Here is a 17,305-nt window from a genome sequence, read left to right as displayed (position 1 = left end):
TGCGAAGACTGGCTTAATCGCCTTTTGGGGTCCGGCATGGCAGATCTGAGGGACGCCCGCGTCCTCGTTACCGGCAGCGACGGCTTCATCGGTTCGCATGTCGTCGAAGAGCTGGTGAAAGCCGGGGCCCGCGTCAAGGCGATCGTCTACTACAACTCCTTCAACTCCTGGGGCTGGCTGGACACCGTTCCCGCCGACATCATGAAGTCCGTGGAGGTGGTCGCCGGCGACATCCGTGATCCGCATTTCATGATCGCAGCCGCCAGCGGCTGCACCGACGTGCTGCACCTGGCGGCGCTGATCGCGATTCCCTTCTCCTATGTCGCGCCCGATTCCTATGTCGAGACCAATGTGCGCGGCACCGTGAACGTGCTCCAGGCCGCGCGCATGGCCGGCGTGCGGCGCTTCGTGCAGACCTCGACCAGCGAGGTCTATGGCACGGCACAGACCGTTCCGATCAAGGAGAGCCATCCGCTGGTCGGCCAGTCGCCCTACTCGGCCTCGAAGATTGCCTCCGATCAGATGGCGCTATCGTTCCACGCCTCGTTCGACATGCCGGTCGTCGTGATCAGGCCGTTCAACACCTATGGACCGCGGCAATCGGCACGTGCGGTGATCCCCACGATCATCAGCCAGATCGCGACCGGCAAGCGCAGGATTCGTCTCGGCGCCGTCAGCCCGACCCGTGACTTCTCCTTCGTCACCGACACCGCGCGCGGCCTGATCGCAGGACTCACCGCTCCGGCCGAGCAGACCGTCGGCCAGACCATCAATCTCGGCAGCGGCTTCGAGATCTCGGTCGGCGCCACCGCGCAGATGATCGCCGACGTGATGGGGACCACGATCGAGATCGAGACCGACGAGGCGCGCCTGCGCCCGGCGAACAGCGAGGTCGAGCGCCTCTGGGCCGACAATTCCAAGGCGCGCCAGCAGCTCGGCTGGGCCCCGGAATTCGGCGGGATCGAAGGCATGCGCCAGGGCATCGAGAAGACGGTGAACTGGTTCACCAATCCCGTCAATCTCGGCCGCTACAAGGCGGACGTCTACAATGTCTGAGGCAATTGTGGGAACGGCCGCGACCAGATCCGACATTTCTACGCGCACCTTCGATCCGAAGGCCGTGGTCGATGCCGTCCGGCGCGCCGCAGGCACGCCCAACGGCATCCTCGGCCTGCACGAGCCGGTGTTTGCCGGCAACGAGGTCGCCTATCTCGAAGAATGCATCAAGAGCACTTTCGTCTCCTCGGTCGGCCCGTTCGTCGACCGATTCGAGCGGATGCTGGAAGAGGTGACGGGCGCCAGGCGCGCGGTCGCCGTCGTCAACGGCACGGCGGCACTGCACGCCTGCTTCCGCCTCGCCGGCGTCGAGCCCGGCGACGAGGTCATTTCGCCGGCGCTGACCTTCATCGCGACCACGAACGCGATCGCCTATTGCGGGGCGGTGCCGCATTTCGTCGACAGCTCCTTCGCCACGCTCGGCATGGACCCGCGCGCCATCGCCGCGCGGCTCGAGAGAATTGCCGAGCGAACGCCAAAGGGCGCGGTCAATCGCGAGACCGGACGCCGCATCGCCGCGATCTCGCCGATGCACACGTTCGGGCATCCCGTCGAGCTCGACGAGATCGCCGCGATCGCCCGCGACTGGGGCATCGCACTGGTGGAGGACGCCGCGGAATCCTTGGGCTCGACCTACAAGGGTCACGCCGTCGGATCGCAGGCGCGGCTCGCGGCGCTGAGTTTCAACGGCAACAAGATCGTCACCACAGGCGGCGGCGGCGCCATCCTCACCAACGACGAGGAGCTGGGACGCCGCGCCAAGCATCTCACCACCACCGCGAAGCTGCCGCACAAATGGGCCTTCGTGCACGACGAGATCGGCTTCAACTACCGCCTGCCCAACCTGAACGCCGCGCTCGGCTGCGCCCAGCTCGAGCAGCTCGACGGATTCCTGGCAAGCAAGCGCCGGCTGGCGGCAGCCTATGAGCGCGTCTTTGCGGACGTTCCCGGCGTGAGCTTCTCGCGCGAGCCCGAGGGCACCACGAGCAATTACTGGCTGAACGCGATCCTGCTCGACGAGGCCCATGCCGGACGGCGGGACGACCTGCTGACGGCGCTGAACGAAGCCGGCTTCGGCGCGCGGCCGGCCTGGACCCTGATGCACCGCCTGCCGATGTTCTCGGACAGCCCGCGCGGCGATCTCTCCACCGCCGAGTCGATCGAACGCCGGCTGATCAACCTGCCGAGCAGCGCCAGCATCAGAGCCCGCGATGAATAGCGGCGCGCGAAAGATCTGCTTCGTCACCGGCAGCCGGGCCGATTTCGGGCTGCTGCTCTGGCCGATGCGCGCGATCCGCGAGACATCGGGCTTGAGGCTCCAGCTCATCGCCACCGGTATGCATCTCGCGCCCGAGTTCGGCTACACCTTCAACGCCATCCGCGACGAGGGCTTCGAGGTCGACGAGCGCGTCGAGACGCTGCTTGCCAGCGACACCGGCGCGGGCGTTGCAAAATCGGTCGGGCTCGGCGTGATCGGCTTTGCCGACGCGTTCACGCGACTGCGACCGGATCTCGTCGTCGTGCTCGGCGACCGCTTCGAGATGTTCGCGGCCGCCCAGGCCGCGATGTTCATGCGGCTGCCGATGGCGCATCTGTTCGGCGGCGACGTCACCGAAGGCGCCGTCGACGAATCCGTCCGCCACGCCATCAGCAAGATGTCGCATCTGCATTTCACCAGCAATCAGGACTCGACGCGGCGCTTGATGCAGCTTGGCGAGCACCCAACCCGTGTCCACACCATCGGCTCGGTCGGCATCGACGCCATCAAGCATCTCGTTCTGATGAACCGCGACGACATCGGCAACGCGATCGGGATGCCGCTCGGCGAACGCAATGCGCTCGTGACGTTCCATCCGGTGACGGTCGAGGCCGGACGCTCGGTGGCCGAGCTGGACGAGCTGTTCGCGGCGCTGTCGAGGCTCGATCCCGGCTTTCGCCTCATCTTCACGCTCGCCAATGCCGATGCCGAAGGGCGCGCGCTGAACGACCGGACCAAGGCCTTCGCGGCCGGCCGGCCGAACACGATCGCGGTCGCCTCGCTCGGGCAGCTCCGCTATCTCAGCCTGATGAGCCAGGTGGACGTCGTGATCGGCAATTCGTCGAGCGGCATCCTCGAAGCGCCGTCATTCGGTGTTCCGACGGTGGATATCGGCGACCGTCAGAAGGGGCGCGAGCGCGCCGACTCGGTATTTCACGCCACGCCCGAGCGCGGCGCGATCGCCGCGGCGATCTCGCAAGCGCTTCAGCGGGGCCGCAAGGACACCGTCAATCCCTATGGCGACGGCGATTCCAGCCGGCGCTTTGCCGACATCATCGCGGCCATCCCGGATTTCGGCCAGCTCCTGAAGAAGGGCTTCTACGAAGCTCCCGCAAACGGAGCGCGGCCATGACGAGACACACGCTGATCATCGCGGAGGCCGGCGTCAATCACGACGGCAGCCTGGACAAGGCACTGGCCCTCGTCGATGCTGCGGCCGATGCTGGTGCCGACATCGTCAAGTTCCAGACCTTCAGCGCGAAGGCGCTGGCGGGCGGAGCGGCGAAGAAGGCCGACTATCAGCAGCGGACGACGGACGCCGCCGAGAGCCAGCTCGCCATGCTGGAACGTCTCGAGCTGCCCCAGGCTGCGCATCATACGCTGATCGCGCGCGCCGAGGAGCGCGGCATCGCGTTTCTGTCGACACCGTTCGACGACGCTTCGCTGGCCTTTCTGCTGTCGCTCAAACTGCCGCGCATCAAGATCGGTTCGGGCGATCTCACCAATGCCCCGCTGCTGCACGCTGCAGCGAGGGCCGGTGCGACGCTGATCCTCTCGACCGGCATGGCGACGCTCAGCGAAATCGAGGAAGCCCTCGGCGTATTGGCGCACGGCTACGCGCAGCGCAACGATGCTGCGGGCCTCGCATCTTTCCGCGCGGCGTGGCGCGATCCGGCAGCGCGCGCCACGCTGGCGCGGCACGTCAGCCTGCTCCATTGCACGACCGAATATCCCTGCCCCATCGCCGATGTGAACCTCGCTGCGATGGCGACGATGCGGTCGGCGTTCCAGCTTCCAGTCGGCTATTCCGATCACACTGACGGTTTCGAGGTTTCGGTCGCCGCGGTCGCGCTCGGGGCGGCGGTCATCGAGAAGCACCTGACGCTGGATCGCAGCGCGCCGGGTCCCGACCACGCGGCCTCGCTCGAACCTGATGATTTCAAGCGGATGGTCGGCGCCATCCGCAATGTCGAGGCCGCGCTCGGCGACGGCGTTAAGGCGCCGAGGGAGTCCGAGGTCGGGAATGTGCCGGTGGCGCGCAAGAGCATCGTGGCGGCACGCGCACTGAAGGCCGGCGAGATCATCGGCCCGGCCGACATCACCGCCAAGCGGCCGGGCACGGGGCGGTCGCCGATCGAGTACTGGTCCCTGATCGGAACCGCGGCACCGCGGGCGCTCGAGCCGGACGATCCAGTCTAGCGGCGAGGCTTGGCAGGAACCCCGCGCAGCACCGACCCGAGCGGCCATGAGCCCGTGACGACAGAGCCCATCGCGATCAGCGTATCGTTCCCGATGGAAATGTGATCGCGGACACGGCTGCCGAGCCCGACGAAGCAATTGTCGCCGATCTCCGCGCCGCCGCCGACCACCGTTCCCGGAGACAGATGGGTGTAGTGTCCAATGCGCACGTCGTGCTCGACGACCGCGCCCGAATTGATGATGCAATGATGGCCGATCATGCTTTGCGCATTGACGATCGCGCCCGGCATGACGACGCTGCCCGCACCGATCGTGGCCGACGGCGAGACGAACGCGCGGGGATGGATGACCGACGCCCAGCGATTCAGCTGCAGCCGGCCGATCATCTGCCGGCGCGCGGGCCCCGCCTGCATCGTTCCGACCCCGACCACGAAGGCGGCATCGGGATAGTTCGGCGCAACATCATCGGTTCCGAGATAGCGCGCATCGCCCAACGTTCCCGGCTGGCGGTCGAGGAAACCGATGACGTTGAACTGGCCCGACAGAAGCGCTGCCTCGTAGACCATGAAGGCATGTTCGCCGCCGCCGATGATGATCAGATCGTCCATCCCGATTCCCCTGAGCTGCACCGATCTTAGCGGGCGGGCCCGGACGCTTCAAACCGACCGATTGCGCCCGAAAACGCGTGAATTAACAAGGACAAGCCCGGGTCCCCTGACGGGGTTGACGCCGCCTCTCGCAGCCGCGATATAGCAGGCTCAGCCGTGGGCTGCCCACAAATCCGGCGTGTACGAGGCAGAATTGCCATGAAATCCTGGCGCAAGGCCATCGTCGGTACCCAGGCCAGTGTGGGCGAGGCCATTGCCGCGATCGAGAGCGGAAGCATCCAGATTGCGCTGGTGCTGGACGACCAGAACCGGCTGCTCGGCGTGGTCACCGACGGCGACGTCAGACGCGGACTGCTGCGCGGCATCGCCCTCACGGGGCTTGCAACCGATATCATGAACCGGACGCCAGTGTCGGCCCCTGCGACCATGTCCCGTGAGGATCGCCTGCATTTGATGCGGCAGAGGTCGATCAAGCAGCTCCCGCTCGTCGACGAGGGCGGCCATCTCGTCGTGGTCGAGACGCTCGATGAACTGCTCGAGCCGCGCCAATATCAGAATCCGGTGCTGATCATGGCCGGCGGCCTTGGCGAGCGCCTGGGCGCGCTGACGCGCGACGTGCCGAAGCCGATGCTCAATGTCGGCGGCCGCCCACTGCTCGAGACGATCGTCCGCAACGTCGTGCAGCAGGGCTTTGGCAACATCTTCATCTCGGTGAACTACAAGGCCCAGACGATCAAGGATTACTTTGCAGATGGCGCCGCCTTTGGCGCCAACATCCAGTACGTGCACGAGACCGAGCGCCTCGGCACCGCCGGTGCGCTCGGGCTGTTTGCAACACCGCCGGATCTGCCGATGATCGTCACCAACGGCGACATCCTCACCACGATCAACTACGGAGCGCTTCTCGACTTCCACAACGGAGCGCCGGCAGAAGCGACGATGGCTGTCCGCGAGCACAAGGTGCACGTCCCCTATGGGGTGGTGTCCACCACGGACGGATTTCTCCAGACCATTCGCGAGAAGCCGACCGAGAGCTGGTTCGTCAGTGCCGGCATCTATGTAATCGGCAGGTCGGTCTTCCGCCACGTCACGCCGGGCGTCAGCATCGACATGCCGACCGTGCTCGAGCGCGTGATTGCCGACAAGGGACGCGTCGCGGTCTATCCGATTCGCGAGTACTGGCTCGATATCGGCCGGCTGGAGGATTTCGAGCAGGCGCATGCGGAGTTTCACGAGGTCTTCCCGTGACCTCGACAACAGCCGTCGTGGTTGGCCTCGGCTCGATCGGCACAAGGCATGCGCGCGTCCTGCGCGAACTCGGCCTTCGGGTCGCAACGGTCAGCCGGCGCGAAGGTGGCGACTACGGTTCGATCGCGCAGGCCGTTGCGGCGGCGCATCCGGACTACGTCGTGATTGCCACCGAGACGGCGCGCCATGCGGACAATCTGCAAGAGCTGGCGCAAACCGGCTTCCATGGCAAAGTCCTCGTCGAAAAGCCGCTTTTCGCAACGCCGGCACCGCCCCCGAAATATCCGTTTGCCCATGTCAGCGTCGGATACAATCTGCGCTTTCACCCAGTGATGACGGCGCTGGCGGACACGCTGCGCGGACGCGACGTGATCACGGTCGGCGCCTATGTCGGCCAGGACATCAGGGACTGGCGACCGGACCGCGATCACCGCACAACCGCCTCCGCCACGGCTGATGCCGGAGGCGGCGTGCTGCGGGATCTCAGCCACGAGCTGGACTATCTGCTCTGGCTGTTCGGGCCATGGCATCGCGTCGCAGCACTTGGCGGCGCCTCCGGCACGCGCGACATCGACGTCGAGGACCACCTCGACCTGCTGCTCGATATGCAGCGGGCGCCGTCCGTCCACGTCCATATGGACTATCTCGACCGTCAGGGCGTTCGTCGCATTCGCGTCAATGTCGATGACGACACCATCGAGGCCGATCTCGTCGGCGGCCGCCTCGCCGTCAACGGCAAGGCAAGGGAGATCCCCAGCGAGCGCGACCAGACCTATCGCGACATGCATGTGGCGGCGATGCGTGGCGCCAGTCCGGCCTGTTCGCTGCCGGAGGCCCTCGGCGTCATGCATCTGATCGACGCCAGCGAGCGCGCGCTGCGCAGCAAGACCTGGGTTTCGCCATGAGCCTTGTCTGTACCATCTGCGCGCGAGGCGGCTCGAAAGGTGTCGTCGGCAAGAACGCGCGCGATCTCCTGGGTAGGCCCGTGCTCGCGTGGAGCATCGAGCAGGCGCGCGAGACCGGCCTGTTCGACGCGATCGCCTTCAGCAGCGATTCGGACGCCTTGCTCGATGCGGCGGTGAAGGCCGGCGCCGATATCGCGGTCAAGCGCCCCGACGAGATGGCGACCGACACCGCGCCGAAGCTGCCGGCGATCCGGCACTGCCTCGAGCAGGCCATAGCGCAAATGGGTCGGACGCCGGAAATTTTCGTCGATCTCGACGTCACGTCCCCGCTCAGGCTGGCCTCGGACATCACCGGTGCAGTGGCGTTGCTGCGCGAGAGCGGCGCGCGCAATGTCATCACCGGTGCGCCGGCGCGGCGCTCGCCGTATTTCAACCTCGTCGAGCAGCGCACCGACGGCAGCGTCGGCCTCTCGAAATCCGCGAATCCGCCGATCACCCGACGGCAGGACGCCCCGCGCTGCTTCGACATGAACGCGTCGATCTATGTCTGGCGGGTCGCACCGTTCCTGGAGCACCCCGCGGTGTTCTATCCGGATACGCGCCTGTTCGAGATGCCGGAAGAGCGTTCGATCGACATCGATTCGGATCTCGATTTTGCATTGGTGGAACTGTTGCTCCGCCAGCGGCTGCCGGCCTGAGGAGGCGCAAGCGATGACCACGAGCTTCAAGGCTCTGTTCGATCTGACTGGGCGGACGGCCGTCGTCACCGGCGGCTGCGGCATTCTCGGACGTCGATTTGCCGAGGGGCTTGCCGAGTTCGGCGCCAATGTCGCGATCGTGGATCTCGATCAGGCTGCGACCGACGCCGCGGCGGCCGACGTCGCCTCACGCCATGCCGTCCGGGCCAAGGGCTATGGTTGCGACATCACCAATCCCGATGCGGTGCGCAAGACGGCCGATGCAATCGAATCCGACCTCGGAGTGGTCTCGATCCTGCTCAACAACGCCGCCAGCAAGACCCGCGATGTGGACGCCTTCTTCGCCCCGGTCGAGACGTTCTCGCAGGATACCTGGCGCGAGATCATGTCGGTCAATCTCGACGGTATGTTCACCGTCGCGCAGGTGTTCGGCGGCCGGATGGCCGAGCGCGGCTATGGTGCGATCGTGCAGACCGCCTCGATCTACGGCCTGATGGCACCCGACCAGCGCATCTACGACGGCTCCGAATATCTCGGCCGCGCCATCAACACGCCGGCGGTCTATACGGCGTCTAAGGCCGGGGTCATCGGCCTGACCAAGCACCTCGCGACCTACTGGGGGGCGAAGGGCGTTCGGGTCAATACGCTCACCCCGGGCGGGGTGGAGAGCGGACAGAACGAGACGTTCAAGACGCGCTACGGTGCTCGCGTCCCGCTTGGCCGCATGGCGCGGGCGGATGAGATGGTGGGGACCATGCTGTTCCTGGTGTCCGACGCGGCCTCCTACGTGACCGGGCAGAACATCGCCGTCGATGGCGGATTGAGCGCTTGGTAACGAAACACCAATGATCAAGCGCCTGATCCAGAACACGGTGATTTCGGCGTTTGCCTTCGGCGTGGCCGCCTTGCTGGGCCTCGCAGTCATTCCGCTGATCATCGGAACCTGGGGGGTGACCGAGTTCGGTCTCATCGTCATTTCGCGGCTTCTGCTTCCCAGCGGCATGATGGCGGTGCTTGACCTCGGTCTGTCCGAGGTCGCAACCCAGGTCGTCGCGCGCGCGCGCGAGCACCGCAACTGGACCCAGGCCAGCCGCCAGATCGCCTTCCTGGGCGCGGCCTCCATCGCTCTTGCCTTGATCCTCAGCGCCGCGATCTGGCTCGCGACGCCACTGTTCGTCATCGCGATGAAGGTTGACGCCGCGCACCTCGAGACGTTCGCCCGGATCATGCACTACACTGCCCTCGCAAATCTGATCTTCGTTCCGGCGCTGGTGTGGGAAGGCATTGTCAAAGGCTTCGAGCGCTACAACCTGCTCCGCGCCGCCGAGGTCACGTCGACGGCGGCCTATGTCGGCCTGACATTCGCAGCATCGTGGGCGGCGGCAGGCTTCGAGGTGGTCGCCTACATCTATCTCGCCACCCTGGTCGCCCGCGCCGTCGTCATCGGAATTGCCGCCTTCGTCGCCCTGCGGCACAAGCACGTGCGATTGCTGCCCTGGACCCGGGACATCCGAAAGGACATTCTGCATCGTTGCCTGCTGCTGCTGCAAGGCAAGCTGATGGGCGGCATTTCCGGACCGCTTCAACCGTTCCTGATCGGATTGCTGTTCGGCCCCAGGGCCGTCGGCACCTACGACGCGCTGGTACGATTGTCGCGGCTCTCCAAGGTTGTGGTCAGTCTCCTGACTTCCGCTCTGCTTCCGGTTGCCAGTCGGCTCGACGAGCGCGGCAGCGCCGCGTCGTTCCAGCGCCTCGGTGACCTCGGCCTCGTCATGATGCCGATGTTCGTCGTGCCGCCGCTCGCCAGCACCGCTATCCTTTCGCCTCAAATCATGGAGATCTGGATCGGCCCGCTTCTTACGCCTTACGCGTTCTGGATGGGCCTGAGCTTCCTGGTTCCGATCTGCGCGCAATATGTGGCAATCGGCAGCCTGATCTTCCTGACGCGGCCCGAGGTGCAGGCCAAGCTCAACCGGCTGGTGGCCGTTCAGCTTCTGATCTGGGCGGCGGTGTCCGCCGCGACACTGCATTTGTTCGCGGAACGCGCCCTGATACTTGGCCAGGTCATCGGCAGTATCGCCGTGCTTCCCTTGCAGTTGAGAGAGTTGCGCAGTGCACTCGAGCTCGATCGCAATCAGTTCGCGAAGATGATCGGAACCCAGTTCGCAATCCTTCTCCTGGCAAGCGTTTTTCTAGCAACAATTGCAGGTTACATTTGGTTCGACAGCGTGCTAAAGCTCGCGCTCGGTTCCATGGTTTTCTGTCTGGTGACCTGGGCGCTCCAGTACTTTCTGGTCCTCGAGCATCGGCACCGGACCGTATTTCCCGCAGTCGGGCAACTGATGGGACTGACATCCAAAGCAGCTAAATGAACATCCACGCGACAGATTCGAAGGCGGTCAACACAGGGTTCGCTCCGGCGTCGTTGTCGGACAAGGCCACGACTTATGCCATAGACGCGGCAAGGAGCATTGGCCGTCTTGCCTTGCGCCGCGTGAAGCGCACGGCAGACGTCGTCGATTCCGAGTACAATCTGACGCATTGGCTGCGAATGCTGACCGAGAAGAGCTGGACGAAAGCCGCCAGCATCGACGAGTTCCTGATACCAGAGAATCCCGCGCAGGGTCTTCGCAAGGTGGACAATCAGATCTGCAGGGTCGCGGCCGACGACTATTATCGCTACCGGGCCCGAGCCCTCGGCGACTTGCTCGCGCGGCACGCAGGTGGCGCCACGGAGATCGTCGAGCTCGGCGCCGGCTGCGGCATCAACCTGCTTTCGCTTCACCTCAATCATCCCGACTGGAAGCTGCACGGGTTCGACATTGCACCGAACGGAATCGCCGCAGGCCGCGAGATCGCGGCGCATTTTGGCCTGTCGGACCGGATTTCGCTCGACAGGATCGACCTGACCGACGGCAACGACCCGAGTTATCCCGCCATCAGTGGTCAGGTCGTCTTCACCTATTTCTGCATCGAGCAGATCCCTTATGACGTGCGCAAGGTGGTGGACAACATCATTGCTGCGAAGCCGAAGCGCGTCATCAACATCGAGCCGACGACGGAGCTGCTGAATCTCTCGAGCCCGCGAGATATCGTCAGCTTCCTCTATATCCGTTCGGTCGACTACCAGACGCAGCTGTTCTCGACGCTCGACGAGTATGAGCGACAGGGCCGCGTCCGCGTCCTGGCGCGAGAACGGATGCCGTTCGCGCCGACGATCCACAATGATGGTTTTTTGTATTGCTGGGAGCCCACATGACAACCATCAACACGACGGCCGATCAGTCTACCCCGAAGAGGGCCAAGATCAGCCAGTTCCGCCGCCTGTTGTGGCACGTCAACCGCACCGACCTCGGATGGGCGGTGAAGGCGGCTCTGACCGCCCTGCAACTGCCTGCGCGCAGCAAGCGCGTCGCACTGCTGAAGCAGCTTCCCACGAAGCCCGAGTGGTCCGAGGCGAGCCGCAAGCTCGCCGAGGATGGTTATGTCGACGTGTCCGCGCTCGTGGATCGCAGCCTCGCGGAAGCCGTTGCCTCGTTCGCGGACCGCAAGGTGAAGCGCCTCAACGAGCTCGTCGGCCAGCAGAAGGAACGGCACAAATCCTTTTGGGTTAGCCTGCTGGATGAAGATCTCGTCAACGGCTCCTTTGCCACCGACCATCCCTTCGTGCGCTACGCCCTGCAGCCTGCTGCACTGCGCATCATCGGTGACTTCATGCACGATCTGCCGCAATTGTCCGACGTGGTATTGACGTTGTCGCAACCGACCCCGAATCAGGCGCTGAGCTTCTCGCAATTGTGGCACCTCGATCACGACGACAAGCGCGTCTGCAAGCTCTTCATCTATCTGACCGACGTTCGGGAGAGCGCGGACGGACCGTTCACCTTCATTCCGGCCGGGCCATCGAAGGCGTTCCGCAACACGCTCAAGAGTCACATGAGCGACGCCCAGGTGTTCGCCAAGACCGGCCCCGATGCGGTCAAGGAAATGATCGCGCCGCGCCTGTCGTCCTTCATCGTCAACACAGCCCGCTGCCTGCACATGGGAAGCCGGATCCAGTCGGAACACAGCCGCCTGCTGTACACGGCGACATACATCCAGCAGCCGCGCATTTATCCCGAACCGCCGCCGCGCTTCCGCGCGGTCGGTGCCCTGACGGAGCTCGAGCGCACTGTGATGCGGCTCTGACGCGGATCTGCCGGGAGCTCACATCTTGCGCATAGGCCTCGTGGTCGATCACCCCAAGCGTGACCTGCCTGGGGCAGTCATGCTCGCTTATCAACTCGCGCGGCGCGGCGTCTCCGTCATGCTGGTGCCGATGTACGAGCAGGCCGTCGACGTGCCGCGGCTCGGGCTGGACGCACTGGTCGTCAACTACGCACGTGCCGTCAATCTCGACCTGATGCGCAGCTTCGCCAAGGCGGGCCTCGCGCTTTACGTGCTCGATACCGAGGGCGGCGTGCTCGCCGAGAAAGGCGGCAATTCGCCACCGGCGATGGCGGCCCACATCAAGGGCAGCGGCTACGCGGACATCCTGACGGGCTATTTCTTCTGGGGCAGCCGGCTGCACGACGCCTTTCTCGCCGCCGAAACGATGAAGCCGGAGCAGCTTCACCTTACCGGATGCCCGCGCTTCGACTTTGCAGCCCCACGCTGGCGCACGCTGCTCGACGGCGAGCCGCGCGGCTATCTGCTCGTCAACGCCAACTTTCCACTGGTCAATTCACGCTTCACCGGCAAGCCGGGCGGCGAGCGCGAAGCGATGGTGCGGGCCGGCTGGGACGGCACCTATGTCGATCGCTTCATCGCGGACCTGAAGCAGGTCTTCGCGAGCTATCTCGCCGAGATCGACCGGCTTGCCGCAGCGCGCCCCGACCGCAACATTCTCGTGCGACCGCACCCCTTCGAGAGTGAAGACGTCTACCGCAGCGCGCTCTCGCGCCACGCCAACGTCCTGATCGACGGCACCGGCAGCGTGCTCGACCGCATCCGCAATGCGGCCGCCGTCATTCATCTCAATTGCGGAACGGCCGTCGAATCGGTCCTGCTCGGCAAGCTCCCGCTCCAGCTCGAATACCTGAACACGCCGACGACCGCCGGCCATGCCGCGCTGCCCGCACGCGTGAGCCGGCCGGTCGCCTCGTTCGACGAGCTGCTCAGCGCCATCGACCATATCGAGCGCGAGACCGAGGCCTTCGATTTCGCCCGCGTTCACGCTGCCGATATCGAGGCCTTCTTTCACCTGAACGACGGGCAAGCCGCCGAACGCGTCGCCGACGTCCTGACGCGCGCGACGAACGCGCGCCGGCCCTACGTATCGCTGCTTGCCACCATGAAGGGCACGCGCGACAAGCCGAGCATCGGCCAGATCATCAAGGGCGCCGCCAGCGCGGCGCTCGGCTCGGCCGTCACCGAGCGGCTGCGCAGCCAGTTCAATCCCGCCCGTCGCGACAAGCGGATCGCACCGTCCCTCGTCCAGCCCCTGCTTCAGCGCATCGCCGCGCACGATCAGGCGAGCCCGTCGCAATATACGGCAAGGCGCGCACATTGCGCGATGACGGGCTTGCCGCTCGCGAGCATTGCGATCGAACACGCCCACTAGAGCCATGACAGCATCCGCAACGACCATTCTCATCACCACGCTTGCCGAATATCAGACGCGGTTCTGGATTCCGGTAGCGCAACGCTTGCGCGCGGCAGGCCATGACGTGGAGCTGCTTGCCTTCGACGATCGCAGCGCCGAGATGTCGGCGGCCGGGGGCGTGCCGGTCACGAACATGTATCGCGAAGGCCTCAAGGCCGCCCCCTCGCCCGACGATCGCGGCGCGTTCGATACGCGCGTCGCCGCCTACGGCCTCGACGGAACCAATTTCCTGTTCAGCCATGAACGCTTCACCTTCGGTATCCGCGATAGCGCCGCCTTGCGCCGCCGCTTCATGATCTACGCCAACGCGATGGAGACACTGCTCGACCGGCTGGAGCGGCAAGGCAAGCGCGCCGAGCTGGTGCAGGAGCTCGGCGGCTTTCTTTCGGTGATCGCGAGCTTCTACGCCGCAAGGCGCCGCAACATCCGCAACTGGTTCATCGAGCCGTCGTTCTTTCGCGGCCGCATGTACTTCACGCCCGACACGCTCGGCGCGCCCGACGTGATGCCGACGCCGGCGGACACGGTGTCGTCCGAGGTCCGCGCCTATCTCGACGACACGCTGACGCAGCGCGCGATCGTCATTCCCAAGAAGGACCAGCATCATTATTCGGCGGCCTTCAAGAAGGTCGTCAATTTGCGCAACGCCAATCGTCTCGTCGAAAAGCTCTGGGACCAGTTCGCGCTCGGCAAGCACCAGGAATTCGGGCACAATCTGCGTCACGCTCAGGTGCATGCCGCCATGGCGCTCAACGCGACGCGGCTGCGCAAGCTCTACCAGCCGCTTCCCCAAACGCCCTTCGTCTACTATCCGTTCCACGTTCCCGCCGACATGGCGCTGACGCTTCGCTCGCCGGACTATCTCGACCAGGTCGCGACCGTCGACTTCCTGCTGCGCACGATCCCGGATTCGCATGTGCTGGTAGTGAAGGAGCATCCTGCCCAGATCGGGGCAATCTCGGCCGCCCGCCTGTTCGAGCTCGCGCGCCGGTTCGACAATTTCGTGCTGTTGCCGCCGCAGACCAACAATTACACCGTGCTCGATCGCGCCGCTGCCGTCGTCTCCGTCAACAGCAAGTCGGGCGCCGAAGCGCTGCTGCTCGGCAAGCCGGTGGTGGTGATGGGCGACGCATTCTACCGCTCCTGTCCGCTGGTCTATGCGGTCGATCGTCTGGCCGACGTACCCGCACGGTTGCGCGAGGCGCTCGCCGCCGGGCCGTTCGATCCCGCCAAGGGCGCGCCCTATTTCGAGTCGGCCTGGCGGCGGTCTTATCCGGGCGAGCTCTATGTCAGCGACACTAAGCTGCTCGACACCTTTGCGGCCTCCTTGCGTGCCGCAATCGCCGCGCCTGACCGCGCGAACTGAACGGACCCGTCATGCCGCTCGTTTCGATCATCACTCCATCCTGGAACGTCGAAGGCCTGATCGAGGAGACGATCCGCTCGGTGCAGAGCCAGACGTTCACAGATTGGGAGCTCTTGATCGCCGACGACTGCTCGACGGACAAGACCCCGCAGATCATCGCCGACATCGGCGAGCGCGATCCGCGCGTCAAGCTGATCCGGCAGGCGAAGAACGGCGGGCCGGCGTTGGCGCGTCAGGCCGCGATCGACGCCGCGCAGGGCCGCTATCTCGCCTTCCTCGACAGCGACGATCTGTGGCTGCCCGAGAAGCTCGAGCGGCAGCTCGCCTTCGCAAAGGCAAAGCAGGCCGCGCTCAGCTACACCGCCTTTCGCCGCATCAACGACACCAACACGGTGACTGGCCGGCTGATCGAGGTGCCGGCCTCGCTCACCTATGGGCAGCTCCTGAAGAACACTGCGATCGCGACGCTGACCGCGATGGTCGACCGCGAGATCGCAGGTCCCGTCGCGATGAAGAACGAGGGCTACGACGATTTCTGCCTGTGGCTCTCGATCCTCAAGCGCGGCCATACCGCATACGGCCTCAACGAGGATCTGGCCCGCTACCGGGTCAGAGGCTCCTCGGTCTCCAGTCGCCCGCTGCGCTCGGCCAAATGGGTCTGGCAGATCTATCGCAATGTCGAGCAGCTCTCCTTGCCCCGGTCGGCCTGGTGCTTTGCCCATTGGGGGGCGCGGGCCTGGCTGAAGCGGCGGGAGTTCTAGACGTATGGCGGGGATCCAACTGAAAAAAGTGCCAAAACAACCCCATGCACAGTAGGGGTACTTTAACACCTCCATCCAAATCCATTTGGCTATTGGCGAGTCCGGCCGTTGCCGATACCACTCAGCCTGCTCCCCGCCGACAATCTGGAACCGATCATGCCGTTTGAAAACTACAGGAACAGCCGCATCCTCGTGACCGGGGGCGCCGGGTTCATCGGTTCGCACCTCTGCGAGCGGCTGCTGGATGCCGGCGCCGAGGTGGTGTCCGCGGACAATTATTTCACCGGCAGCCGACGCAACATCGCCCATCTGATCGCAAATCCGCTGTTCGAGGCGGTCCGGCACGACGTCACCTTCCCGCTCTACATCGAGGTCGACGCGATCTTCAACCTGGCCTGTCCGGCCTCACCAATCCACTACCAGCGCGATCCCGTGCAGACCACCAAGACCTCGGTGCACGGCGCCATCAATATGCTGGGGCTCGCCAAGCGGCTCAAGGCGCGCATCTTCCAGGCTTCGACCAGCGAGGTCTATGGCGATCCGCTGATCCACCCGCAGACCGAGGATTATTGGGGCAACGTCAACCCGATCGGCATCCGTTCCTGCTACGACGAGGGCAAGCGCTGCGCCGAAACGCTGTTCTTCGACTACTGGCGCCAGCACAGCCTGCCGATCAAGGTCGCGCGCATCTTCAACACCTACGGCCCGCGCATGCAGCCCAATGACGGTCGTGTGGTCTCGTCCTTCATCGTCCAGGCGCTGAAGGGCGAGCCGATCAGCGTGTTCGGCGACGGCGGCCAGACCCGCTCGTTCTGCTATGTCGATGATCTCGTCGAGGCCATCATGCGGTTGATGGTGACTGGGGAAGACGTCACCGGCCCAATCAATCTCGGCAACAATTCCGAGTTCACGATTCGCGAGCTCGCCGAAAAGGTCATCGAGCTCACCGGCTCGCGCTCCAAGCTCGAGTTCAAGCCGCTACCGCAGGACGACCCGCGTCAGCGCCAGCCCGACCTCACCAAGGCGAAGGCCGTGCTGAACTGGGAGCCGAAGGTTGCGCTCGAAGACGGGCTGAAGGAGACGATCGCTTACTTCAAGCACTCGCTCGAAATCGCCTGATCCCGCTCGCTAGCCATTCCCGTCACTGCGGATAGCTGCGATTTAGTCGCCAGGATGGGACATCGGCGAACCAAGACAGAGATGTTTGCCGGAGAAGCCTCGCGGAAACGACCTCGCCTTCAGGTCAGCTGGAAATCGAAATCGTGACGGGCCTGGAGAAAGTCGGCCGGAATGTCGATTGCGGCCGTGCCGTGACTGTCCGCCGGTGGAGTCCACTGATCCGACGCGGTCCACGGATCGGCTGGTGCCGGGATAAAGTCCGGCGGCTCGGATGGAGCAGTCAGCGACGCCCCGCTTTGGGTGAAATCGAACGCGAAACCATCGCCGGATGTCGGCGCAGCGCCCACCGTGCCGTCGCCGTTGAGATCCTGCTGGAGCGTCGGCTCCAACGCTTTCAGAGACGGATCGGACCCGAGCACTTCCGGAGCCGCGGCAAGGGTGGT

General features: G+C 64.9%; 16 protein-coding genes and 1 pseudogene. 15 read left to right on the top strand and 2 right to left on the bottom strand.

Annotated elements, in window-relative coordinates; translation table 11 throughout:
- The first annotated feature begins 36 nt into the window (after positions 1 to 36).
- Genes ACM43_RS00430 through neuB form a run of 4 tightly spaced genes read left to right on the top strand, consistent with a single transcriptional unit; the run spans position 37 to position 4,513 of the window.
- Complete coding sequence (locus ACM43_RS00430) at positions 37 to 1,056, top strand: NAD-dependent 4,6-dehydratase LegB (RefSeq protein WP_271537315.1); 1,020 nt, start codon at positions 37 to 39, stop codon at positions 1,054 to 1,056.
- Entirely contained in the window at positions 1,049 to 2,275 is a 1,227-nt protein-coding gene (locus tag ACM43_RS00425) for a LegC family aminotransferase (protein WP_271537313.1), read from the top strand. The genes ACM43_RS00430 and ACM43_RS00425 overlap by 8 nt, the downstream gene beginning before the upstream one ends.
- Positions 2,268 to 3,446 carry a UDP-N-acetylglucosamine 2-epimerase gene (gene neuC / locus ACM43_RS00420; protein WP_271537311.1) on the top strand — a complete coding sequence of 393 codons (1,179 nt, stop codon included), beginning with the start codon at positions 2,268 to 2,270 and terminating at the stop codon, positions 3,444 to 3,446. The genes ACM43_RS00425 and neuC overlap by 8 nt, the downstream gene beginning before the upstream one ends.
- Positions 3,443 to 4,513: an N-acetylneuraminate synthase gene (neuB, locus tag ACM43_RS00415; RefSeq protein ID WP_157285559.1), complete on the top strand. Its 1,071-nt coding sequence runs from the start codon at positions 3,443 to 3,445 to the stop codon at positions 4,511 to 4,513. The genes neuC and neuB overlap by 4 nt, the downstream gene beginning before the upstream one ends.
- Here neuB and ACM43_RS00410 read toward each other — a convergent pair.
- Entirely contained in the window at positions 4,510 to 5,121 is a 612-nt protein-coding gene (locus ACM43_RS00410) for an acetyltransferase (RefSeq protein WP_271537308.1), read from the bottom strand. The genes neuB and ACM43_RS00410 overlap by 4 nt on opposite strands.
- Before the next feature lie 198 nt (positions 5,122 to 5,319).
- Here ACM43_RS00410 and ACM43_RS00405 point away from each other — a divergent pair, with 198 nt between their 5' ends.
- From ACM43_RS00405 to ACM43_RS00355, 11 genes are all read left to right on the top strand, one after another.
- On the top strand, positions 5,320 to 6,369 hold the full coding sequence (locus ACM43_RS00405) for a nucleotidyltransferase family protein (protein WP_271537306.1): 1,050 nt from the start codon (positions 5,320 to 5,322) through the stop codon (positions 6,367 to 6,369).
- Positions 6,366 to 7,274 (top strand): Gfo/Idh/MocA family protein, encoded by a 909-nt coding sequence (locus ACM43_RS00400; protein WP_271537304.1) that lies wholly within the window; start codon positions 6,366 to 6,368, stop codon positions 7,272 to 7,274. The genes ACM43_RS00405 and ACM43_RS00400 overlap by 4 nt, the downstream gene beginning before the upstream one ends.
- Positions 7,271 to 7,972, top strand: coding sequence for an acylneuraminate cytidylyltransferase family protein (locus ACM43_RS00395; RefSeq protein ID WP_036007421.1), 702 nt, complete (start codon positions 7,271 to 7,273; stop codon positions 7,970 to 7,972). Before ACM43_RS00400 ends, ACM43_RS00395 begins: the two co-directional genes overlap by 4 nt.
- A 13-nt stretch (positions 7,973 to 7,985) precedes the next feature.
- Positions 7,986 to 8,807, top strand: a complete 822-nt coding sequence (locus tag ACM43_RS00390; RefSeq protein ID WP_271537301.1) for an SDR family oxidoreductase — start codon at positions 7,986 to 7,988, stop codon at positions 8,805 to 8,807.
- A gap of 10 nt (positions 8,808 to 8,817) precedes the next feature.
- Complete coding sequence (locus ACM43_RS00385) at positions 8,818 to 10,344, top strand: hypothetical protein (RefSeq protein ID WP_271537299.1); 1,527 nt, start codon at positions 8,818 to 8,820, stop codon at positions 10,342 to 10,344.
- Between the two features lie 122 nt (positions 10,345 to 10,466).
- Positions 10,467 to 11,231: an SAM-dependent methyltransferase gene (locus ACM43_RS00380; RefSeq protein ID WP_271537297.1), complete on the top strand. Its 765-nt coding sequence runs from the start codon at positions 10,467 to 10,469 to the stop codon at positions 11,229 to 11,231.
- Entirely contained in the window at positions 11,228 to 12,160 is a 933-nt protein-coding gene (locus ACM43_RS00375) for a hypothetical protein (protein WP_157285565.1), read from the top strand. The genes ACM43_RS00380 and ACM43_RS00375 overlap by 4 nt, the downstream gene beginning before the upstream one ends.
- A gap of 25 nt (positions 12,161 to 12,185) precedes the next feature.
- Entirely contained in the window at positions 12,186 to 13,574 is a 1,389-nt protein-coding gene (locus ACM43_RS00370; RefSeq protein ID WP_271537294.1) for a surface carbohydrate biosynthesis protein, read from the top strand.
- Positions 13,575 to 13,578: 4 nt separating this feature from the next.
- Positions 13,579 to 14,982: a capsular polysaccharide export protein, LipB/KpsS family gene (locus tag ACM43_RS00365; protein WP_271537292.1), complete on the top strand. Its 1,404-nt coding sequence runs from the start codon at positions 13,579 to 13,581 to the stop codon at positions 14,980 to 14,982.
- Between the two features lie 11 nt (positions 14,983 to 14,993).
- On the top strand, positions 14,994 to 15,743 hold the full coding sequence (locus ACM43_RS00360) for a glycosyltransferase family 2 protein (RefSeq protein ID WP_271537290.1): 750 nt from the start codon (positions 14,994 to 14,996) through the stop codon (positions 15,741 to 15,743).
- Positions 15,744 to 15,899: 156 nt separating this feature from the next.
- Entirely contained in the window at positions 15,900 to 16,862 is a 963-nt protein-coding gene (locus tag ACM43_RS00355) for a UDP-glucuronic acid decarboxylase family protein (protein WP_271537288.1), read from the top strand.
- Positions 16,863 to 16,981: 119 nt separating this feature from the next.
- On the opposite strand, the pseudogene ACM43_RS00350 reads toward ACM43_RS00355, so the two are convergent.
- A pseudogene (locus ACM43_RS00350) lies at positions 16,982 to 17,305 on the bottom strand (hypothetical protein); the annotation flags it as partial.

The organism is Bradyrhizobium sp. CCBAU 45321, from assembly GCF_028128975.1.
GTDB classification, from domain to species: Bacteria; Pseudomonadota; Alphaproteobacteria; order Rhizobiales; family Xanthobacteraceae; genus Bradyrhizobium; species Bradyrhizobium yuanmingense.
The sequence above is the reverse complement of the archived record's forward strand: the minus strand, read 5'-3'. Positions and strand labels throughout refer to the sequence as shown.